The organism is Rhodoferax sp. (assembly GCF_012927445.1).
Lineage (GTDB): Bacteria > Pseudomonadota > Gammaproteobacteria > Burkholderiales > Burkholderiaceae_C > Rhodoferax.
The window spans coordinates 1-22,193 of record NZ_JABBPD010000009.1 but is presented as its reverse complement, the minus strand read 5'-3'; the positions used below and the strand labels follow the sequence as shown (position 1 = coordinate 22,193).

Below are 22,193 nucleotides of genomic sequence, written 5' to 3'. Positions count from 1 at the left end.
GCTCGTTCAGCGAGCTACTTGATCACTTTTTTTATGACTTCAAGCAGTCGAGCCGGGTCAAACGGCTTCACCAACCAACCCGTGGCCCCTGCCGCGCGCCCAGCCTGCTTCATGAGGTCACTCGACTCGGTGGTCAACATCAGAATGGGGGTGGTTTTGAATTGCGGGTGTTCCCTTAACTTCCGGGTTAAGCCCAGGCCATCCAGTCGAGGCATATTTTGGTCCGTCAACACCAGATCGAATGATTGAGCCTGGGCCTTTTCATAGGCATCAACACCATCAACCGCCTCTACAACCAGGTAACCAGCCCCGGTTAAAGTAAACGACACCATCTTGCGCATGGACGGAGAGTCGTCTACAGCGAGTATTAAAGGCATTTGGAGCTCCGACAATTTCAGTTGTAAGTTAATAGAAAACGTTTAAAAAAGCTCTATGGAGCCAGCGTACATTTCGTCTTGAGTTACCGGATTGGGGCGCTCAGGGACGTCCTCGACAAACGGAACGGCCTCGCCATCTTCGAGCCCCATTGATTCAGAGGCCAATCGATAAGCGCAGCCCTGCAGTATCTTGGACGTATGAACAATCAGTTGCGATGCCATGTCCTGAAACTGCAATTCAGTTACAGCGGCCCTCAGGGCGCTTCGAACAGCATCCAGTTCTTTGGACGCCACCAGCACCGGATCAGCCAAGTTTGCACTGGCACAAGTAAACCGCTCCATCAGGTTTGTCATTGTATGAGCCAGTAGCCCATCGAGACGATTCAAATCGTGCACAACAACAAGAAGAGAATCCTGCACTTCCGCCACCAGCATCACAGGTAGCTGTACAGCGGGAACTGATGATGTTGTCTGGTTCGGTTGCATTCTTAAATCCAATTTCTTCAGCGAAGCACCGTGTCACCCACGATTTCTGCGACGCTGGAACTCTATCCGGTACAAGGTTAGCAGGATTTCTATCCTAATTGAAATAATCAAGCATGTTGCGAACAAAATAACAGACGTCATCAACCCAGCCATGAACCGGCCGTCTCAATCTGAGCCGATCGTCGACAATGAGCCTGTTCACCATGCAGCAAGACGATCTCCCACCCCACCCATTGCGAATTCTTCATCTGGAAGATTCGGCAGTTGACCATGAGCTTGTGCGCCGTGCTTTACACAAGTCGGGAGAGCATTGCGAACTGGAACGGGTAGAAACGTTGGCAGAGTTCAGGCGGCAGATTCAAGAATTCAAATTTGACGTCATTCTGGCGGATTACCGACTGCCTGGGTTTACGGCCCTGGATGCCTGGCACCTTCTGCAACAACAGATCCAGCAGCCTCCTTTTATCCTGCTTTCGGGCGCCATCGGTGAGCCGGCCGCTGTTTCAGCCATCAAAACCGGGATTAGCGACTACCTGGCAAAGGATGATCTGAGCAAGTTGGCGCAGGTTATCCGCCGCTCTATCGAGGTTCACAGCATCCGTCGAGCAAAAGAAAAAGCTGACATTGAACTGGCCCTATCTGAACAGCGGCTCGCAGATTTTGCCGAACATTTGCAGATGACCATGGAACAGGAGCGCGCTGCAATTGCACGCGAAATCCACGACGACATTGGCGGCGCTCTGGCCGCTGTGAAGTTTGATCTATCCTGGATAGGCCGACACACAACGGATTCCGTAACAAAAGGACACGTCACAGCCGCTACAGAGATGCTGCAACATGCGCTGGAGGCCAGTCAACGCATCATGATGAATCTGCGCCCGGCCATTCTGGATCAGGGTTTGGTCGCAGCAGTTCAATGGCTGGCGGAGAGCTTCATGAAACGTACCGCTATAGAAACAACAGTGCATGTCTTTCAGGAAAAAGACTCGCTGTCCAAGGCTGTCCAATTAGTTGCCTATCGAACGGTACAGGAAGCCTTGACCAATATTGCCAAGCATGCAAATTGCAGCCAAGTCACCATTGACCTTTCAGACGCCGAAAATGTATTGACGCTTGAAGTAAAAGACAACGGCAAAGGCATCTTGCCATCCGAGCACAACAAGCCAAAGTCGTTTGGCCTGCGCGGACTTCATGAACGAGCAAAAACAGTGGGCGGCTGGTTAGACGTCAGCAGTAACGGCAACACAGGAACTTCCATTATTCTTTCCGTACCCTTATCGCCTGCACATTCAGATACCCAACAGGAAAACGATTGAGATGATTCGCGTTATTCTTTGCGACGATCACGCCATGATTCGCCGTGGCATCCGGGAAACGCTGTCTGAAGCGGTCGACATTCAAGTCACCGCTGAAGCAGGAAGCTACGCGGAGGTTCGCGAAGCCATGCGAATTTCGCCCTGTGATGTCCTTGTCCTGGACCTGAATCTACCCGGGCGCGGCGGGCTGGAGGTGTTATCCAGCCTACGGGAAGCCAATTCGCCGATCAAGGTGCTGATCGTTTCCATGTATCCCGAAGACCAGTACGCCATTCGCTGTCTTCGAGCGGGCGCACAGGGCTACCTGAACAAGGCGGGCGAACCGGCTGACCTGATCACCGCCGTGCGAACCGTCGCCCAGGGACGCAAGTACGTGACCCCAGAAGTCGCCCACATGCTGGTCGACAGCTTGAACACGCCTGAAAACACCACATTGCACGCTTCACTGTCGGAACGTGAACTTCAAACGTTACTGAAAATAGCGTCTGGCAAGCGCCTGTCCGACATTGCAGAGGAACTCATGCTCAGCCCCAAAACCGTCAGTGTGTACCGCGCGCGCGTCCTGGAAAAATTAAAGCTCACCAACAACGCTGAACTAACGGTGTACGCCATTCGCAACGAACTCGTTTGAAGTCTTGCAGGGAAATCCTAAGCATCTCGAGACGCCGGCCTCAGTGAATCAGGCGGTCACTTTGCAGAAAAAATCTCCATCGCCCGTTCCATGAGCGCCATCAGGGGTTGATCCAGCATCGGCAGTGTGGCTGTAATGCCGATAAGGCCGACACTCAACGTAATGGGAAAGCCAATGGAATAAATATTCATTTGCGGCGCCACACGCGAAATGATCCCCAGCGCAAGATTCGCAAACATCAGCATGCCAACCATGGGCAAAGCAATCCACAGTCCGGTAGCAAATAAGTCTGATCCCAAGCTATAAAGCTTCATTTTTTGTAAGGCATCCAGAAAGTTCTGGTCAACCGGAAACGCTTCAAAGCTCTTGATCACGGCCATCATCACCATCAGATGCCCATTCATGACGATGAACAAAAACGCGGCCATATGACCAAAAAACCTTGCGACCGCACTGGATTGTGTGTTGAGAGAAGGGTCAAAAAAAGCGGCGAAGTTAAGCCCCATCTGAAAACCCACCACCTCGCCCGCCAGCTCAACCGCCGCAAAAACAAGCCGGACGGTGAACCCAATGGCCAGTCCAATGCCGACTTGCTGAATGACAGCGCCCAGCGCCTCTGGCCCATTGATGCTGATGACCGGCTGGCCTTGCAAACTGGGTTGCGCCGCGAAGGCAATGAAGAAGGCCAGCGCAATCCTGGCGCGAACAGGAAAGGCTTTTGAAGAAAATATGGGGGCAGCCGAAAAAACAGCCAAAACCCGCAGAAAAGGCCACAGCATGGGCGAAAGCCAAGCGACCAATTGTGACTCGGTTAACGTAATCACAGCATTCAAACTCGGATCAAATCACGACCGATGGAATCGCTTCGATGGTTCGGCGAATGTACTCAACCAGCATGTTCAGCATCCATGGCCCCGCCATCGCGAAAACCGCTATGGCGGCAATCAGTTTTGGCACAAAGGCCAGCGTTGCTTCATTGATCTGGGTGACCGCCTGAAAAAGACTGACCAACAAACCGACCACCAACACCACACCCAACACCGGTGCTGACACCATCAACAACATCAGCAAGGCCTCTTGGCCCATCGTCAAAACCATTTGTGCATTCATGGGCAACCCCTAGGTAACAAAACTGGCAGCAAGGGAACCGATCAGCAGATTCCAGCCGTCAGCCAAGACAAACAGCATCAGCTTGAACGGTAGCGCCACCAGCACGGGCGACAACATCATCATGCCCAGCGACATCAGCACACTGGCCACCACAATATCAATCACCAGAAAAGGGATGAAAATCATGAACCCAATCTGAAAGGCAGATTTGAGCTCACTGGTCACAAATGCCGGCACCAGAATTCGGATGGGTGCATTTTGGGCATTGACGCCCGGCTCCAGTTTTGCCAGCTTGGCAAATAGTGCCAAGTCCGACTGTCTCGTTTGCTTGCTCATAAATTGGCGCAACGGGTCTTCGCCATTGGCCAGCGCCTGCTCAAATGAAATCGCATTCTTGGTATAGGGAAGATAAGCGTCGTTGTAGACCTTATCTAGCGTTGGGCCCATGACGAAAAAAGTCAGGAAAAGCGACAAGCCAACCACCACCTGATTGGGCGGGGCCGACTGGGTCCCCAAAGCCTGGCGTAACAACGAGAGCACGATCACAATGCGTGTGAACCCGGTCATCATCAGCAGCACAGCGGGCAAAAACGACAGTGCTGTAAAAAACAGCAACGTCTGGATCGGCACCGAAAAACTCATGCCTGAGCCACCTGTCCCCACAAGCAAAGGCAACTGACCAGCACTTTGAGCCAATACGCTTGATTGCACGATCAATGCAAGCAGTGCAACAGCAACCTTGAGAAGAAGACCTTTGCAAGGTTCCCGGCGCCCAGCTTGATCGCTCACGTCAAACTCCTGCATCACAATAGAACGGACTGAATTTCATTCGCCGATGTCGAGCCCCCGTCTCTGTTCGAGTCAAGCGCAGCACTGTGTAAACAGGTGATGGTTTGCGCCGTAACCCCCAGCGTTAGCCAGGAGCGGGCACCCTCAGGACCCACTTCGACCGTCACCACGCGTTGATGCGGGCCCACTGCAATCGCAGAAATTATTTTGGAGGCTGAAGTAACACTTGCGCCTCCACCAACCGTGCGACGCTGCACCCACTTCAGCGCGACCGGAATTAACGCCAGCAATACGACAAAGAGTCCAACAGAAACCAGGGTCGACGTCATCGGTGGCATCAACCCTTGCTGACCCGACGCAATCGTTCAGATGGTGTCACAACATCGGTTAAACGAATACCGAATTTATCGTTCACCACCACGACCTCGCCCTGCGCAATCAAATAGCCATTCACCAACACGTCCATTGGCTCTCCGGCCAAAGCATCCAACTCAACCACTGAGCCCTGTCCCAATTGGAGAATATGCTTGATTGGCACCTTGGTTCTACCCAATTCAACCGAAAGTTGAACCGGAATATCGAGCACCATGTTGATGTCGTTGATCGGTGCATCCGCCGAGAACGACGACGAAGAAAACGGACGCGGGGATTCCCCCGACAGAATACCGCCCGATTCGGCGGCTCCATCTGATACTTTTTGTTCCAGAAGCGCCTCGGCCCAATCGGCCATGCCGTCATCTTCTGCTGGTTTGTCATCAATTGCCATGTCTTTATCCTTTCCAGTTGAGGTCATTACCCCTCAAACTCTTATCAATCCGAATTGCATATTTTGCGTTATGCGTCCCATACTGGCATTCAAATACCGGCACCCCATCCACCGTCACCTCAATTCGTGGCTGGCGATCCAGTTCAATGAAATCGCCCACCTTCATCGCCAGCAATTGCTCAATTGTCGCGTCAGCACGGGCCAGTTCGGCCACCAACGTTATTTCTGCGGCCTGAATTTCTTGGGTCAACACATTAACCCAGCGTCGATCCACTTCAATGGAGTCACCCTGCGTTGATGAATACAGCACATCGCGGATCGGCTCCAGCGTCGCGTACGGCATACAAAAATGGATGGCCCCTGTAATCTCCCCAATCTCAAGCTGAAACGAAGTCGAAATAACAATCTCACTCGGAGTCGCAATATTGGCAAACTGCGGCTGCATTTCAGAGCGCTGATATTCAAGCTCAAGCGGATAGATGCCTTTCCAGGCTTTCTTGTATTCTTCCGTGATCACATCCACCAGACGGTTGATGACACGTTGCTCCGTCGCAGAGAAATCGCGGCCTTCAATCCGGGCCTGAAACTTGCCAATCCCCCCGTACAGCGTATCAATAACGCCAAAAACAAGGGCTGGCTCGCAAATGACCAGGCCACTCCCCCGCAGTGGCCGAATGGCCACAATATTGAAATTCGTGGGGACCGCCAATTCACGTAAAAACGCGCTATAGCGTTGAACCGTCACCGGGCCAACCGAAATTTCGGGGCTTCTTCGAATGAAGTTAAAAAGGCCCACCCGGAGGTTTCGTGCAAATCGTTCATTCACGATTTCCATCGTCGGCATGCGCCCACGAACAATTCGCTCCTGACTTGAGATGTTGTAGGAGCGAACCTCACCTTGCTCGTGCACTTCCTCAACAAGCTTCTGACTTTCGCCCGTTACCCCCTCAAGCAGGGCATCGACTTCTTCTTGGGAAAGAAACGATTCACTCATAAGTCAATTCCACGTTCACCTTTACTGAACAATAAAACTGGAAAAATGGACGCCTCGAACCGGATTATCGTCCGTTGCATTCTTGTCAGCGTTCTTCTTTTTCGTCTTTCCCGTCTCTTTCGCCGGCTTCGCCGCATGACCTGAATCAGCATTGTCAAAGGGACGCGAGGCCTCCAGCAAAATATCGATCGCAAGCTTTTCTTTGCCCTCAATCAGCAAAAGCTCTTCGGACGTCCGCTGGGAAATCAACAAGAGAATGCCGCTGCGAATGGATGGCAAATACATTTTGACCTTCTCGGTTGCATGCGCATCCGACAGTTCCAGTGTGATACCAATTTGCGCCACTTTTTCCCCACCGGGGTCAGCCAGATTGACAACCATGTTGTCGAGTGGCAAAAACGTAGGTGGCCCTTTGGGCGCCGCATGCACGGCTTCCTCTGCGCCACCCTCAGCCGCATTTTTCTTGGCGATAAAGAACCACGCACCGCCACCAGCCAAGGCCAGAACCAGGAAGACGACACCCACCATGAGCAATAACTTTTTGCTTTTAGCCGGTTTGTTGGCTGGCGCGTCAGCTTCAGATTTTGCTGCGTCAGGTTTGGTTGCCACTATAGTTCCTTGTCCACATTGTTTTGATCTTCATTATTTAGCAACATCCACCGCACCAACGGCCAGATTAACCATGGAAAAGCCTAGGTTTATACAAAAAGATCCACAGCTCTGCCAACCGATGGATTGACACGTGGCCGGCTTTCCGTGGGCACCACGTCTGGGGTTGTGATAGTCGCTTGGCGTGTGCCCGGACGATTGCGCTGCTCTTGAGCCCCCGCACCATCCTGACCGGAGGAGCCAACGGAAACCCCCGACAGCACCAAGCCTTCACTGGTCAGGAGGTCCTTCAATTGCGCCACGGCTCCCTCTAATATTTGCCGGATTTCAGGCTGATCGGTCCGAAAATCAATGTGCGCCTCATCCCCCTTGAGCGAAATACTCACCTCCACAGGCGTCCCGCCAAAACCATCCAGCTTCAACTGTGCATTTTGAACCCCCTGCGTCACCCAATAACTCACGGTCTCCGCCACCGTCGTCTCAAGCGGTACCGTTGTCGGATCAGCCATGACGGCGGGCGAGTCCAGCCGACTTCCGCCCTGCAATGCCTGTTGCCCCCCAATCCCTTCAACCCCAGATCCCGCAAACAGACCGGACACCTTCGACGCGGACCGGTCCGCTTGGCGAAGCAAACTGTCGCCCATCCCGCTGGTCACTAGCGCACCCGAAAGTGCCGGCTCCCTGGCCGCAGCATCCAGAAGGGAAGACAGCTTGGTGGCACGCGAATCAGCAAGTTTGGCAGCCACATCCGCCTGCAACTCAGCACTATGGACCTTGTGGGCCTGGGCAGACACGCCTTGCGTCATCTGATCGAGCATGGCCTTGACGCTTTGCTTGGCCTCTGCAGTTTTATCGGAGTCAAGCGGGGTGGATACCGCTATCGCCAGTTCTGGTTTGCCAGCCCCCAACGTCGCACCGTCCAAACGACGGCCGCCTTTCACCCCCACCGGGAGCTCGCTACTGACAAGGTTGGATTTTGCACCGGCAGCTTCACCAGCTTGCGCCAGCAGCAGGGCCAGATCCGTTGGCAAGATCGCTGGCGGCAGAATTAAAGGATCAGACGGTGGTGCTACTGCCTTTTTCTCTTTTTCATCAGCCGTCAACTCCGTGTCAGCGGCTTCGGACGGGGTCGGTGGCGGCTCAAGCGAAGTCAAAATCGCAGAAAACCCACTCGCTGCAGAGCCATCAGACTCTGCGCCTGATTTCACCTTGTTTTTGTTGCTTTGTCCCTCAACCCCCGTCGCAGCTTTGGGGCTACTAGCGGTACTGCTTCGTTCAATGCTCATGATCGCTCTCCACTAAATACCTGTCCGTTAATTGGCGGCTACGCAACGAGGCAAACTCATCCATCTGCTTTTGCTCACGGCGCGATTGAAGGATGGTCATATCGGCCTGCTTTTTTTTCAGCACCTGCTTCAAACTCACCAGCCGAAACTCCGCTTCCAGTACCAGCCGCTTGGCGTACTCCATTTTCCGGTTCTCATTGTCCAGAACTCCTTGCTGCAAACCAATGGCGTGATGCAACCGACCCATGAATTGGTAATGATGCCGCATCAATTCGGGCGAGGTACTGATCTGCGCGGCGGCCGTCCAGCGGGACTCGGTCTCGGCGGCGTAAGTTTCCAGCTGGGTCAGCTGGTTCTGGGCAAACAGATGGCCACTTTGCACCTGCATCGCAGCCTGGTTGGCCTCATCGCGTTTGCGCGTCGCCATCTCAATGGCCAACAGAAAACTTTTGATGGCACTCATGAGAACGCCACTCTACGCTCGATCGTGGCCATCATCTCATCCACGCTGGCTTCCAACGTTGCGGACTCGAACATGTCCTGCTGCAGAAACTTGGCCATCGCATCGTGCAATTTAATGGCCTCGTCCAACGCCGGGTCAGAACCACCCACATAGGCACCAATCTGCACCAGGTCACGGCCTTTTTCATAGCGGGAACTGATCGCCCGAAAACGCCGGGCCATCTCCGAATGCTCGCGCGACACCACGTTGTGCATGACACGGGAAGCTGATTGTTCGACATCAATGGCCGGGAAATGCCCCGCCTCCGCCAGTGACCGCGACAGCACAATGTGGCCATCCAGAATCGCTCGGGCCGCATCAGCGATCGGGTCTTGCTGGTCATCGCCCTCTGACAACACCGTATAAAACGCAGTAATGGAGCCTACACCGTGCAAGCCATTGCCACTTCGCTCCACCAGCTGCGGCATCTTGGCAAAACATGACGGCGGATAACCCTTGGTTGCCGGCGGCTCGCCGATGGCCAAGGCAATTTCACGCTGCGCCATGGCATAACGGGTGAGCGAATCCATCAGCAACAGTACATGCTGGCCCTTGTCCCGGAAGCTTTCAGCAATGGCAGTGGCGTAGGCGGCCCCTTGCATGCGCAGCAACGGGGGCGCATCGGCCGGAGCAGCCACCACGACAGCCCTGGCACGCCCCTCTTCACCCAGGATGTCCTCAATGAACTCCTTGACCTCGCGTCCTCGCTCACCAATCAAGCCGACCACAATCACGTCCGCCTTGGTGTAGCGGGCCATCATGCCCAACAGCACGCTCTTGCCCACGCCCGAGCCGGCAAATAAACCAATTCGCTGGCCGCGGCCAATCGTCAACAGCGCGTTGATGGCACGCACCCCGGTGTCCAGCGTTTCGCGCACCGGTGCCCGGTCCATGGCATTGATTTGTTTGCGGTCCAGTGGCAGGGAGGTGACGTTGGCAATCGGCCCCATCCGGTCCATCGGCTCGCCCTGCGCATCAACCACGCGGCCCAACAGACCATCACCCAAGGGCAGGCGCAACATGCCATAGCCGGCAGCGCGATCCGTTTGCCGGCGCTCGCCCAAACGCGGCACAGGCACATAGGCGGCGGCGGGCACCACACTGGCGCCGCTGGACAAGCCATGCACATCACCTGCGGGCATCAGAAAAGCGCGGTCGTTTGAAAAACCAACCACCTCAGCCAGCACCGGGGTCTGCGATTTCATCGACACCAGGCATTGCGAGCCCACCGGCACGCGAATTCCCGTGGCTTCCAGCACCAGACCCGTCAGACGCGTCAGTGTTCCACGCACCTCCAGGGTGCAACCTGTGTGGACGCGTTTGCGGGCATCCTCCATAAAAAGCTGCCACTTAAGGGAACAGTCACTGTTCGACAACTGCGTCCTCCCAAGGGGAGTTCAACCCGAGATTGGCAATGGCCCGCATCCATCTTTTTTCAAGGGTGCCATCCACCACGGTTCCTGCGGACTCGATGAGACAACCACCCCGGGTCACGGCAGCATCAGCGAGCAAAGTCAGCGACAGGGTTGAAAACTCGGTCCGCAGGACTTCTTCCAGCACCTCCAGATCCAAAGGATTCAGCCGGACCAGCGCACTCTTGTTCTCGGCGACCAGCAGACCCAGCGCTTCCCGAATGACGGACTGCAGCGCATTGGGGTTAACCGACAACTCATGACGCAATACCTGACGGGCCAGTTCGCACGCCAACTCCAGCACGCCCCGCGCCATGACCTGCTCAGCATCAGCCAGTTGCGATTGGGTCGTCACAAAAATCTGGCCGAAGTGTTGTGCGGCTTCCTGCCCCTGAGTCGCGATGAATTCACTGATCTGTCGTTGCGACTCCAGCGTAGCTTGGGCATGCCCCTGAATAAACCCTTCGGCGTAACCCGCTTGCTTTAGCTCATCTTCTTTAACCTGGTCAGTGGCTTTTTCAACCGCCTTGACCTGCGCGGCCAGCTTCAAAGCCGCCGTGTCGACCGCGCCAAAATTCCAGTGCTCGACCGCACCAATCTCTTCGCCGGGGATAAAGCGGGCGTAGTTACGCATGGTTAAACCATCGCGTCATCGGCGCCACCGCCAATCACGATGGTGCCCTCATCCGCCAGACGGCGCACCGTCTTCAGGATTTCTTTCTGCTGTGCTTCCACTTCGGACAGCCGCATCGGCCCGCGCGATTCCAGATCTTCGCGCAGCGTCTCAGCGGCACGCGAAGACATGTTGGCCAGAAACTTCTCTTTGAGCTCGGGAGGAGCGCCCTTGAGCGCCACAATGAGCGCATCCGAGGCCACTTCTTTCAGCACCATCTGGATCGCTTTGTCGTCCAGCTTCATCACATCGTCAAAGACAAACATCTTGTCCATGATCTTCTGCGCCAGGTCTGGATCGTGATTGCGGATAGATTCAATCACCGTGCCCTCAATGGCCGAGCCCATCAGATTGATCATTTCGGCCGCTGTCTTGACGCCACCCAGTGACGACTTGCGCACCTTGTCGCCACCGGCCAGCACCTTGAACAGCACTTCATTCAAGTCCTTCAAGGCGGACGGCTGAATACCCTCCATGGTCGCCACGCGCAGCATCACTTCATTGCGTTGGCGCTCGGTAAAGAACTTCATGACATCGGCCGCCTGGTCATAGTCCAAGTGGACCAGGATTGCCGCCACAATTTGCGGATGCTCATTACGCAGGAGTTCCGCCACAGACGACGGGTCCATCCATTTCAGGCTCTCGATGCCAGAGACATCGCCCCCCTGCAAAATTCGATCGATCAACAGGGCCGCTTTGTCATCGCCCAGCGCCCGCTTCAACACGGATCGTACATAGTCGCCCGAATCCGACACCAGCAAGCTGTGGGCGGCGGCAATACCGGTAAAGCGGTCCACCACTTCGTCCACCCGCTCACGCGTAATGGCCTTGGTTTTGGCAATGGCCTCACCTAGTTTTTGAACTTCTTTGGGGGAAAGGTGTTTGAACACCTGGGACGCCTCCTCCTCTCCGAGGGACATCATCAGAATTGCAGCGTCTTGTAGACCGTCAGATTGAGCCATTATTTATCCCGACTGATACCGATCAGGCCGGTGCCTCACCATTTATCCACGATTTCACAATATTAGCCACTGCGGCCGGGTTGTCGCGTGTCAACTTGCGGGCGTCATCCAGGGCCAACTCTCCAGACGTGGGGCCCACTGGCAGAGCACCTCGGGACGGCGCCGACAACAGCGGTCGCTCCGGCTCTTCGGACTCAATCGCGTCAAGCTGATGCGTGGCTACCGAAACTTTGGCGTGCGGTTGCGCCAACACCTTCAACGCCGGCCGAATGACACCCAAGAGCACCAAGGCGCCAAACAACAGCGTGCCCACAGGCCAGGCAAAACTGCGCACCAAGTCCTGAAACTCCGACTGTTTCCAGAAAGGCACATCCGTCAGGACCACCTTTTCCGTGACAAAGGGTGCATTCATGAGGTTCACCGAGTCACCCCGATCTTTGTTGAAACCAATTGTCTCACGCACCAATGCCGTCATTTTTTCAATTTGCAGATCGCTCAGCGGCGTCGTGGTGGTTTTACCCTTGCTGTCGGTGATGGACTGGTTGTTGACCACCACCGCCGCACTAATCCGCTTCACGATGCCGGTGCTGCCCCGAACCACCCGCACCGTCTTGTCCACTTCATAGTTGATGATGGATTCGCGCTTGGACGGCCCGCTGGCCCCGGCCGCCGCCGTACCACCGGCTGCCGTCAAGGCTTGCGCGGGGCCGTTGATCGGCGCAGAGCTTGGCCCTGGCGCCTGGTTGGTCGTCGCACCTGGTACGCCAGAAGGCGGTCCGGCGGCGGCGCCATTGCTGCTTTCTGAGACCTGCTGGCTCCGAATCACCGTTGCATCAGGCGTTGAGTTGGGCTTGTGGGATTCTGATGTTGATTCAGTCTGCGAGAAATCCAGCTCAGCCGACACCTGGGCTTTGACATTGTCCCGCCCCACCACCGGCTCCAGAATATCCAGAATGCGCCGACTGTAGAGCTGCTCCAACTGCTGCACATACTGCAATTGTTGTGCATCACCACCGCCAGTGCCATTGGCGCCCTCCGGCGGGGTCGACAAAAGCTTGCCGGTGTCATCCAGCACACTGACGGCGGTAGGGTTCATTTCAGGGACACTGGCCGACACCAAATGGATGATGCCGGCCAACTGGGCACGATCAAGCGTGCGCCCGGCATTCAAACTGATCAGGACCGACGCCGTCGGTTTTTGCTGCTCGCGGAAAAATCCATTTTGATTCGGCAACGCCAAATGCACCCGGGCACTTTGCACGGACGACAAGGCCTGAATCGAGCGGGTCAACTCGCCTTCCAGCCCGCGCTGAAACGCGAGGCGCTCCTGAAACTGCGTCATGCCAAACCGGTTGGCATCCATCGTCTCAAAACCAGCGACCGACCCCTTGGGCAAGCCTTGCGAGGCCAAGCGCAAGCGGGTGTCATACACCTTGTCCGCCGGCACCAAGATAGCACCACCGCCATCGGCGTGCTTATAAGGAATGTTCATGGTCGTCAACTGCGCCACGATGGCGCCGCCGTCTTTGTCTGCCAGGTTGGCATACAGCACACGCCACTCGGCCTGGCGGCCCATCACCATCCCGATAACGCCAATGGCGATGAACAAAGCCAGTCCCAAGCCGATACGAAGCCGCTGGGCTTGGTCCAGCCCGGCAAATCGCTGGGACAGGGTCGGATTAATGGAAATAGCGGGAGCGGCGGGCATCATGGGTTCCAGAAGGGTGTGGTACGATTTTGCACCACCAATGCAGGCGATTATTCGGGGTCGCCCCGAAAACATGAGTTTGATAAGACCGGCTTTTACCCCTTACTTCAAATTAATGTTTTAGCACCCTCGGCTTTAGCATCAGTCAACCCTCAATTCTTCAGGGAAGACTGCCTTATGGAACTCCGACTCACACCCACCACCATGCCCACGACGGTGCGCCCCAGCCTGGCGCCACGTCTCTCATCAAGCCAGGTTTCTGGTGCGGCAGACGGCGGGTTTTCGGATGCACTGAAGAGTGCACTCAGCTCGGTGAGCGCGGCGCAGAACGAATCAACGCGTCTGCAGCAAGAAGTTCAGATGGAAAACCCCAAGGTCAGTCTGGAAGAAACCATGGTGGCGATTCAGAAAGCGCAAATCGGCTTTCAGGCCACGCTGCATGTGCGCAACCGGATGGTGCAGGCCTATACCGACATCATGAACATGCAGGTTTGATACGCTGCACTGTCGAATTCACTAAAAATTCAAGCCAAATTAGCCTCCAACCCTCGTAGCCACTGCGAAAGTAGCTACTTAATTAATAGCAGATCAGTGCAGTAGCTGGTGCGGCTCGTCGAACTTCTGCTCGAAAAGCGCAAGCCAAGGCTCCGCCAGATAACGGATCTGGGCATCGTTTTGCAAAATGCGCTGCATGATGCGGGCCTTTTCGGGCCGTTGCTCGGGCAACAACTCTTCGTTATGTGCTCTGACACGCAATTGCTCGATCAGCACGGCGCAGGCACCTTCAAAACGAACGACCTGGTCCCAGTCTTCGTCCTTGGCCGCATCCAGCATCTGGCGGCTGCTGTTTTCGATGGCTTTGTAATAGTCAATTAACATTTGTGGCATTTTCTACTCCTCAAGCCTGGTAAGACTGCACAGCTACGTCACTACGGATTTGGTTCCAGCCATCTGCTACAGGATGAATTACCCGGATCACCTCGTCGACCATTGCCGCATCATTGCGCAAGTTAGCCTCTGAGATTCTGAAAATACAAAAGTCGTACAGGCTAAGCAGATTAGCCGCCAAATTGCCACCGCGCTCAGCATCCAGACTTGCCTTTAGGCCTTCCTCAAGGATACGAACAGCACGGCTGATTGATCGACCCTTGGAGGGAAAATCTCCCCGCTGAATCGCGCCTTTTGCGGCGGACAGAGACTGCTGCAAAGCGTCAAACAACAAGCCAACCAATTGGTGTGGAGTTGCCCCCGCAACAGAGGTTTCCATCCCAACATTTTTATAAGCGTTTGCTGATCGCATACTAACTGGGGTAAACATTTTGACGAACTCCTTGTGTGCCTTATGTTTTATATATCGGCAGATTCACAAGAAAATCAAACCCTTATGCGGTAGATTTATTCCATTGAGCAAGTTGCGCCGTCACATAAGAACTCAATCCATTCAGTTGTGCCATCTGAGCGTCAAGCGCAGAGTATTGCTTGAGCAACTGAGTCTCAACCCGAGATGCCCGCGCACTTATGTTGTCCTGATCCTTTGAATTTCTCGTGATCGAACCTTGCAAAGCAGCTGATTTACTCGTGACCTGACCATCAAAGGCAACCATCGCACGGGCAAAATCCCGCACTTTTAGTCCAAAACCATTTGTCGATGGGTTGCTGTTATTGGTCGTAAACAAACTCTGTAAGTTACCCAGATTTTGCATGGCGCTCGTGAGCTTGACTTGGTTAATCTTCAACGACCCATCAGTTTGACGCTCAAGTCCAGCCTCAGAAAGACGGGTAAACGTCGAACCCGCACTGCTTGACCCCAACATGGCTCTAAGGGCATTTTGCAGCCCCAGCGTTGTGGAATCACCCTGCAGCGGGCCACCAGTTTTGGTCGCTGCCGTATATTTGGTGGCGTCTGCCAGGGTCTGATTCAGAGCGTTGTATGCATCAACAAAGCTTTGTATATTTTTTTGAGATACGGCTAGGTCGTTTGCAACCGTGATGTCCACTGACGCAGTGGTTGTTTGCAACAACTGGAGTGAGACTCCGGGAATCACATTCGTCATGTTATTGGTGGCGGAAGTAAGCGCTACACCATTGATTTTTAGATTGGCATCCAAGCCGGATTGGCCCATGAACATTCCGGCAGCGGTTGGTGCTGTGGCGGTCGAATTTGTAAAATCGAAAGTTGACAGCGCCGCATTGCCACCCGTGGCCGCAATGCTAAATCCCGCAGCAGCCCCGGTACTGGCGGAGCGAACAACCAGACGCTCATTGATGCCATCACTCAAAACCGTCGCAGTGACACCCGCATTAGCCAAATTGATCTTGCTAGCTATAGTACTGACGGTATCCGTCGCGTCGACAGTAACCGCAACCGCAGCCGTTGCACCGGCAGTAAATGCTGCGCCAGCCCAACTCCCCAGCTGAATGGACAAGGAGCCCGTTGCACCGGCAGCGGTACCAGCGGCAATGCCGGCAGAAGTAATTGACTGGGCTTGCGCAAGCTGCTGCACGCTTACAGTCAACGCGGCTGACGCTGCAGTGGTGCCCACCGTGACACCCACGGCGGCGGCATTGGAAGAGGTGGCTTTTTGGGCATTCCAACCACTCGCACCCGCTAGCAACGCTGCGGCATCTCCAAGTGCAGAAATCTGCGATTTGACTGTGCCATACAAGCTAAGCTGGGTTTGAAATTTAGCAGCCCTCGTCTGGAGCTGCTGCAAAGGCAACTTTTCAATTGCGACCAGTTGCGACACTATGCTTGTTACGGGAAGTCCACTGCCAATACCTACAGATGAGATTGTCATGAGTTTCTCCTGCTGCCAGTTTAGTCCAAACAGCTCGACATCAAAAACGCCAAATGGCGACGCAGGCCTTTAGCCCGTCGTCGCCAAGATACATTACCGGTGGCCACGCCCTGCCGATAACATAAACCTTGCTTTTATCGCAAGAGTGCCAGCACGCTTTGCGGTTGCTGATTGGCCTGCGCGACCATGGCCGTGCCAGCTTGCTGCAGAACCTGAGCGCGTGACAGGCTGGCTGTTTCCGTGGCGTAGTCGGCGTCCATGATCCGGCCCCGGGCGGCTGCAGAGTTTTCAGAACCGACACGCAGGTTGGTAATGACCGAGTCAAATCGGTTTTGCGTAGCACCCCATGTCGCTCTCGCCGTGGTGACGGCGTTGATGTCAGTATCCAGCTTCGAGATCTCGGCGGATGCGCTGGAGCTGGTGGCGCCTAGCGTGGTAGACGTGGCCGTAAAGGCAGAACCGGTCACCGAGATGGTGTCATTGGCGGTATTGTTTGCGCCAACCTGGAACGTAAAGGTCGAGGCGGCAATCACTTGAGTGCCGTTGAACGTGGTGGCAGCAGCCACCCGGGTGTTTTCCGCATTCAGCAAGGTGAACTCGGCATTGATAGCCGTAATGTCGGTTGAGTTATTGGTGCCGTTGGAAGCCTGGACCGCCAGTTCGCGCATGCGCTGCAGGTTATTGGAGATGGCGCCGAGCGCGCCTTCGGCCGTTTGCGCCAGCGAGATGCCGTCATTGGTATTGCGGATAGCGACATTCATGCCCCGGGTTTGTGCATTCATGCGTTCGGCAATAGCCAAGCCAGCCGCGTCGTCTTTGGCGCTATTGACCCGTAACCCGGAGGAAAGGCGCGCCATGGAGGTGGAAAGAGCATTCGCCGAACCCGCCAGATTGCGTTGGGCATTAAGCGAATTGATGTTGGTGTTAATCGTCGACATGGAAAGCTCCTGTTAAGCTGAATAAATCCGGCATTGCTGCCGATCTCAACGCCAGCCTGAAGGCTGACCTCTATGACCGGAGTACTACAAGGCACCTACCGGACGACGAGCCCTTCACTGAACCCGTTGATTTTGTTTTCGGATTGCGCAGCTCAAAACTTGAGCACATTTTGTAAATTTATTAATGCTGCAGCGCGACAAAAGCGAGAACTGACCGTTTTTTTCTCCGCTTATCAGCCTTACGGCTTCGATTGCATTCATCACAATTCACTCACTTTTCAAGCAAGTCAGCGAGATGCTGGCAATGATCGGCAGCAGTGCCGAATTTATTCGGCTTTATAGGAGCTTTCCATGTCGACGATTAACACCAACATCAATTCGCTTAATGCCCAACGCAATCTGGCGGGTTCGGCAAATACTCTTTCCACCTCCATGGCGCGCCTTTCCTCCGGGTTACGGGTCAATAGCGCCAAAGACGACGCGGCTGGCTTGGCTATTGCCGAACGCATGAATGCACAAACCCGGGGCATGAATGTCGCCATCCGCAATGCCAATGACGGCATCTCGCTGGCGCAAACGGCCGAAGGCGCGCTCGGCGCCATCTCCAATAACCTGCAGCGCATGCGCGAACTGGCGGTCCAGGCCGCCAACGGCACCAATAACTCAACCGACATTACGGCTATCAATGCCGAGTTCACCTTGTTATCTGCAGAAAACACCCGGGTGGCTGCTGCCACCTCGTTCAACGGTACCGCCGTGATCGCCGCCACCACCTTTACGTTCCAGGTTGGCGCAAACAATACCGCCAATGACACCATCTCGGTGACCGGTTCTGCCTTTACGGCCACGTCTACCACGCTGGGCGCCACCAGCTCCAGCGCATCCGCCGAGATCTCGAAGCTGGATACTGACATCAACGCCGTCACATCGGCAAGATCGACATGGGGTGCTACGCAAAACCGATTTGACTCGGTCATTACCAACCTGCGTGTCGGTTCTGAAAACTCTGCAGCCGCCCGGGGCCGGATCATGGACGCCGACTACGCCATGGAAACAGCCAACCTGTCACGCGCTCAGGTTCTGCAGCAAGCTGGCACGGCCATGGTCGCGCAGGCCAATCAGCAACCGCAAAGCGTGCTGGCATTGTTAAAGTAATAATTTCGGGCTGTCGTCAAACACAAAACGCATGCAATCTGGGCGTCGCAGACCCGGCACGGAGGAGCTTGGCACTTTGGCTCGCCTGTTCAATCAGGGGCTAATCGTCGAAGCTGAAACGCTGTCAAAGTCTTTGACAACCCGATTTCCGAAGCACGGATTCGGATGGAAGGTGTTGGGTGCCGTGTACCAAGCACAACAGCGTTACGCAGATTCCCTACATGCAACTCGCCACGCCATCGCCTTGCTGCCTAACGATGCGGCAACGTATAACAACTTGGGAACAAGCTTTCTATGCTTGGAGCGCATTGACGAGGCTGAAGCCAATTTCAAAAAAGCGCTAGCTATCGCCCCTGACTACGCCAAGGCTCTAAGCAATTTAGGTAACCTCTTGAAGAAGCAAGGCAAGTTACATCAGGCAGAGACTTGTTGTCGCCGAGCCTTGGAGATTGAGCCCCGGTATGCCAACGCCCATGTTAATCTGGGCAACACGCTCTTGATGCAGGACCGGCTATCAGAAGCCCAGACATGCTATCGAGCGGCTCTGACGATCACACCCGCTGCGGCCAATATCCACAGCAATCTGCTCTATTGCCTGAGTCATGATGTCACGATTGAACCTCAACAACTATTTGCAGAGCATGTGGCCTTTGGCGAGCAGTTTGAAGCACCCCTGCGCGCTGGCTGGCAAGCTCACAACAACGACAAAGACCCCGCGCGCTGCCTGCAAGTAGGGTTTGTCTCCGGCGACCTCTGCAACCATGCAGTCGCCAGCTTCCTGGAACCGGTGCTTGAATTCCTTGCCCAGAAGCCAACCCTGTCACTCCACGCCTATTACACATACACACTCGAAGACGCGGTAACCCAGCGCCTGCGCGCTTACTTTCCGCACTGGCACTCTGTGACCAGCCTGAGTGATGCTGAATTGGCACACAAAATCTGCGCCGATGGCATTGACATTCTGATCGATCTCTCCGGTCATACCGCACACAATCGCCTGCTGGCCTTTGCCCGCAAACCCGCGCCCATCCAGGCCAGTTGGATGGGCTACCCCGGCACCACGGGGCTGCAGGCCATGGATTACCACCTGTGCGACCGGTTTTTTATACCGCCTGGCGAGCTGGATTGGCAATTTACCGAAAAATCAGCTTTTTTGCCAGCATCGGCCATTTTCCAGCCGAGTGAGCTGGCCCCCCCTGTCAATACGCTTCCAGCGCTAGAAAAGGGTTACATCACCTTTGGCAGCTTTAACCGGCCCAACAAACTCAACCATTCCGTAATTGCGCTGTGGTCAATGCTGCTGCGCAGCGTGCCCAATGCCCGGATGTTGCTGGGAGGCATGCCACCTGATAGTCAAGATGCGCTGACTCAAAGTTTTGCGAACGAAGGCATTGAGCAGCGCCGACTGATTTTTCATCCACGCTCCAACACGCCAGACTATCTGGCGCTACACCATCAGGTCGATATTTGCCTGGACACGTTTCCTTACGGCGGCGGCACCACAACTGCTCATGCCGCCTGGATGGGAGTGCCCACACTGACCCTGGCCGGCGAGACCGCGCCTAGCCGCTCAGGCGCTACCTTTATGAATCAATTGGGCCTGAACGGGTTCATTGCCACGAGTATTGAAGACTTTGTCAACAAGGGCAATCACTGGGCAGAACATGTTGCAGAACTGGCAGTGCTTCGCCTCGAGATGCGGGCACGTTTTAATGCCTCTGCCATGGGTCAACCGGAACCCTTCGCCAACAGTCTGGAAACCACCTTGCGCGCCATGTGGCAGCGCTGGTGTGCGGGCTTGCCACCCACCATCCTTGAAGCCGAAGCTCTTGGAGAAAACAACAATCATGGCCAACATTCAATACAAGTCGAACCCAATCAGCAGGAGCTAGACACACTTGCCAATTTGCAAATGCAGAAACGCAACAGTGAAGCAGAATCTTTATCCCGCTTATTGGTTAGCCGCTTTCCTGAGCATGGCTATGCATGGAAAATACTTGGTTCTATTTTGCACTCGCTGGGGCGATTAGAGGAGTCTTTGGCTGTACAGAAAAAGACCGTTGAACTTCGCCCCGATGATCATGAAGCTCATTTCAATCTGGCATGTGGATTCCAACAGCAAGGACTTCTGGATGAAGCAATACAAAGTTACTCACTCGCACTGAGGATTCAACCCAATAATGCCGTTGCCTACAGCAACTTGGGCAATATCCTCAATATGTTGGGCCTTCATCCTGAAGCCGAAGCACATTGCCGGCAGGCAATTGCGCTCAAACCAGACATGGCCAACGCGTATAACAATCTCGGCAGTGCGCTTCATACCCAAGGTAAGTTTGCGCAAGCTCAGTCGAGCTATCGCCTGGCACTGAGGTTAAAACCGGATTGGGCTGAGGCCTACAACAACTTGGCCATTACACTCAAAGATCAAGGGTATTGGAGCGATGCAGAAACCTGCTATCGCAAGGCTCTGGTGAAAAAACCCGATTGGGCTGTCGCTCACAGCAATCTGCTCTATTGCCTGAGTCATGATGTCACGATTGAACCTCAGCAACTATTTGCAGAGCATGTGGCCTTTGGCGAGCAGTTTGAAGCACCCCTGCGCGCTGGCTGGCAAGCTCACAACAACGACAAAGACCCCGCGCGCTGCCTGCAAGTAGGGTTTGTCTCCGGCGACCTCTGCAACCATGCAGTCGCCAGCTTCCTGGAACCGGTGCTTGAATTCCTTGCCCAGAAGCCAACCCTGTCACTCCACGCCTATTACACATACACACTCGAAGACGCGGTAACCCAGCGCCTGCGCGCTTACTTTCCGCACTGGCACTCTGTGACCAGCCTGAGTGATGCTGAATTGGCACACAAAATCTGCGCCGATGGCATTGACATTCTGATCGATCTCTCCGGTCATACCGCACACAATCGCCTGCTGGCCTTTGCCCGCAAACCCGCGCCCATCCAGGCCAGTTGGATGGGCTACCCCGGCACCACGGGGCTGCAGGCCATGGATTACCACCTGTGCGACCGGTTTTTTATACCGCCTGGCGAGCTGGATTGGCAATTTACCGAAAAATCAGCTTTTTTGCCAGCATCGGCCATTTTCCAGCCGAGTGAGCTGGCCCCCCCTGTCAATACGCTTCCAGCGCTAGAAAAGGGTTACATCACCTTTGGCAGCTTTAACCGGCCCAACAAACTCAACCATTCCGTAATTGCGCTGTGGTCAATGCTGCTGCGCAGCGTGCCCAATGCCCGGATGTTGCTGGGAGGCATGCCACCTGATAGTCAAGATGCGCTGACTCAAAGTTTTGCGAACGAAGGCATTGAGCAGCGCCGACTGATTTTTCATCCACGCTCCAACACGCCAGACTATCTGGCGCTACACCATCAGGTCGATATTTGCCTGGACACGTTTCCTTACGGCGGCGGCACCACAACTGCTCATGCCGCCTGGATGGGAGTGCCCACACTGACCCTGGCCGGCGAGACCGCGCCTAGCCGCTCAGGCGCTACCTTTATGAATCAATTGGGCCTGAACGGGTTCATTGCCACGAGTATTGAAGACTTTGTCAACAAGGGCAATCACTGGGCAGAACATGTTGCAGAACTGGCAGTGCTTCGCCTCGAGATGCGGGCACGTTTTAATGCCTCTGCCATGGGTCAACCGGAACCCTTCGCCAACAGTCTGGA

Annotated in this window: 24 protein-coding genes; 5 read left to right on the top strand and 19 right to left on the bottom strand. The window is 54.9% G+C overall.

Annotated features, from left to right (window positions below; translation table 11 throughout):
- Positions 1-14 precede the first annotated feature (14 nt).
- Together HHJ17_RS18515 and HHJ17_RS18510 are read right to left on the bottom strand one after the other, a co-directional pair.
- Positions 15-377 (bottom strand): response regulator, encoded by a 363-nt coding sequence (locus HHJ17_RS18515; protein ID WP_296500656.1) that lies wholly within the window; start codon positions 375-377, stop codon positions 15-17.
- Between the two features lie 42 nt (positions 378-419).
- Positions 420-863 (bottom strand): hypothetical protein, encoded by a 444-nt coding sequence (locus tag HHJ17_RS18510; protein WP_296500659.1) that lies wholly within the window; start codon positions 861-863, stop codon positions 420-422.
- Between the two features lie 203 nt (positions 864-1,066).
- On the opposite strand from HHJ17_RS18510, the gene HHJ17_RS18505 reads away from it, so the two are divergent.
- Positions 1,067-2,179, top strand: a complete 1,113-nt coding sequence (locus HHJ17_RS18505; RefSeq protein ID WP_296506870.1) for a response regulator — start codon at positions 1,067-1,069, stop codon at positions 2,177-2,179.
- Position 2,180: 1 nt separating this feature from the next.
- Entirely contained in the window at positions 2,181-2,810 is a 630-nt protein-coding gene (locus tag HHJ17_RS18500) for a response regulator transcription factor (RefSeq protein ID WP_296500661.1), read from the top strand.
- 56 nt (positions 2,811-2,866) lie between these two features.
- On the opposite strand, the gene fliR is transcribed toward HHJ17_RS18500, so the two are convergent.
- The 13 genes from fliR to fliF all read right to left on the bottom strand — a co-directional run bounded on the left by fliR (position 2,867) and on the right by fliF (position 13,621).
- Entirely contained in the window at positions 2,867-3,634 is a 768-nt protein-coding gene (fliR, locus tag HHJ17_RS18495) for a flagellar biosynthetic protein FliR (protein WP_296500662.1), read from the bottom strand.
- Positions 3,635-3,650: 16 nt separating this feature from the next.
- The gene (fliQ, locus tag HHJ17_RS18490; protein WP_296500664.1) at positions 3,651-3,920 is read right to left on the bottom strand and encodes a flagellar biosynthesis protein FliQ; all 270 of its coding nucleotides are present in this window, start codon (positions 3,918-3,920) and stop codon (positions 3,651-3,653) included.
- A 9-nt stretch (positions 3,921-3,929) separates the two neighbouring features.
- Positions 3,930-4,724, bottom strand: a complete 795-nt coding sequence (gene fliP, locus HHJ17_RS18485; protein ID WP_296500666.1) for a flagellar type III secretion system pore protein FliP — start codon at positions 4,722-4,724, stop codon at positions 3,930-3,932.
- Positions 4,724-5,038, bottom strand: a complete 315-nt coding sequence (locus HHJ17_RS18480) for a flagellar biosynthetic protein FliO (protein WP_296500668.1) — start codon at positions 5,036-5,038, stop codon at positions 4,724-4,726. Before HHJ17_RS18480 ends, fliP begins: the two co-directional genes overlap by 1 nt.
- Before the next feature lie 8 nt (positions 5,039-5,046).
- Positions 5,047-5,475 carry a flagellar motor switch protein FliN gene (gene fliN, locus HHJ17_RS18475; RefSeq protein ID WP_296500669.1) on the bottom strand — a complete coding sequence of 143 codons (429 nt, stop codon included), beginning with the start codon at positions 5,473-5,475 and terminating at the stop codon, positions 5,047-5,049.
- A gap of 4 nt (positions 5,476-5,479) precedes the next feature.
- Entirely contained in the window at positions 5,480-6,469 is a 990-nt protein-coding gene (fliM, locus tag HHJ17_RS18470; protein ID WP_296500672.1) for a flagellar motor switch protein FliM, read from the bottom strand.
- A gap of 21 nt (positions 6,470-6,490) precedes the next feature.
- Positions 6,491-7,078, bottom strand: a complete 588-nt coding sequence (locus HHJ17_RS18465; protein ID WP_366557566.1) for a flagellar basal body-associated FliL family protein — start codon at positions 7,076-7,078, stop codon at positions 6,491-6,493.
- An 89-nt stretch (positions 7,079-7,167) separates the two neighbouring features.
- A complete protein-coding gene (locus HHJ17_RS18460) occupies positions 7,168-8,364 on the bottom strand; it encodes a flagellar hook-length control protein FliK (protein WP_296500673.1) in 1,197 nt (398 codons plus the stop codon).
- Positions 8,354-8,827, bottom strand: coding sequence for a flagellar export protein FliJ (gene fliJ, locus HHJ17_RS18455; protein ID WP_296500675.1), 474 nt, complete (start codon positions 8,825-8,827; stop codon positions 8,354-8,356). The genes HHJ17_RS18460 and fliJ overlap by 11 nt, the downstream gene beginning before the upstream one ends.
- Positions 8,824-10,203: a flagellar protein export ATPase FliI gene (gene fliI, locus HHJ17_RS18450; protein ID WP_296500677.1), complete on the bottom strand. Its 1,380-nt coding sequence runs from the start codon at positions 10,201-10,203 to the stop codon at positions 8,824-8,826. Before fliI ends, fliJ begins: the two co-directional genes overlap by 4 nt.
- Positions 10,204-10,228: 25 nt before the next feature.
- Entirely contained in the window at positions 10,229-10,912 is a 684-nt protein-coding gene (locus tag HHJ17_RS18445; RefSeq protein WP_296500678.1) for a flagellar assembly protein FliH, read from the bottom strand.
- 2 nt (positions 10,913-10,914) lie between these two features.
- The gene (gene fliG, locus HHJ17_RS18440) at positions 10,915-11,913 is read right to left on the bottom strand and encodes a flagellar motor switch protein FliG (protein ID WP_296500680.1); all 999 of its coding nucleotides are present in this window, start codon (positions 11,911-11,913) and stop codon (positions 10,915-10,917) included.
- 22 nt (positions 11,914-11,935) lie between these two features.
- Positions 11,936-13,621: a flagellar basal-body MS-ring/collar protein FliF gene (gene fliF, locus HHJ17_RS18435; protein ID WP_296500682.1), complete on the bottom strand. Its 1,686-nt coding sequence runs from the start codon at positions 13,619-13,621 to the stop codon at positions 11,936-11,938.
- A 177-nt stretch (positions 13,622-13,798) separates the two neighbouring features.
- Between fliF and fliE the strand changes: the two genes are divergently transcribed.
- A complete protein-coding gene (fliE, locus tag HHJ17_RS18430; protein WP_296500684.1) occupies positions 13,799-14,116 on the top strand; it encodes a flagellar hook-basal body complex protein FliE in 318 nt (105 codons plus the stop codon).
- 93 nt (positions 14,117-14,209) lie between these two features.
- Here fliE and HHJ17_RS18425 read toward each other — a convergent pair whose 3' ends face one another.
- From HHJ17_RS18425 to HHJ17_RS18410, 4 genes are all read right to left on the bottom strand, one after another.
- Positions 14,210-14,509: a flagellar protein FliT gene (locus HHJ17_RS18425; protein WP_296500686.1), complete on the bottom strand. Its 300-nt coding sequence runs from the start codon at positions 14,507-14,509 to the stop codon at positions 14,210-14,212.
- Positions 14,510-14,519: 10 nt separating this feature from the next.
- Positions 14,520-14,939, bottom strand: coding sequence for a flagellar export chaperone FliS (gene fliS / locus HHJ17_RS18420; protein WP_296500688.1), 420 nt, complete (start codon positions 14,937-14,939; stop codon positions 14,520-14,522).
- Between the two features lie 64 nt (positions 14,940-15,003).
- On the bottom strand, positions 15,004-16,419 hold the full coding sequence (fliD, locus tag HHJ17_RS18415; RefSeq protein ID WP_296500690.1) for a flagellar filament capping protein FliD: 1,416 nt from the start codon (positions 16,417-16,419) through the stop codon (positions 15,004-15,006).
- Positions 16,420-16,553: 134 nt separating this feature from the next.
- Positions 16,554-17,357, bottom strand: coding sequence for a flagellin (locus HHJ17_RS18410; protein ID WP_296500692.1), 804 nt, complete (start codon positions 17,355-17,357; stop codon positions 16,554-16,556).
- 351 nt (positions 17,358-17,708) lie between these two features.
- On the opposite strand from HHJ17_RS18410, the gene HHJ17_RS18405 reads away from it, so the two are divergent.
- Together HHJ17_RS18405 and HHJ17_RS18400 are read left to right on the top strand one after the other, a co-directional pair.
- Positions 17,709-18,512, top strand: a complete 804-nt coding sequence (locus HHJ17_RS18405) for a flagellin (protein ID WP_296500693.1) — start codon at positions 17,709-17,711, stop codon at positions 18,510-18,512.
- 76 nt (positions 18,513-18,588) lie between these two features.
- The coding region (locus HHJ17_RS18400; RefSeq protein WP_296506868.1) for a tetratricopeptide repeat protein at positions 18,589-22,193 on the top strand (3,605 nt) is incomplete at its 3' end.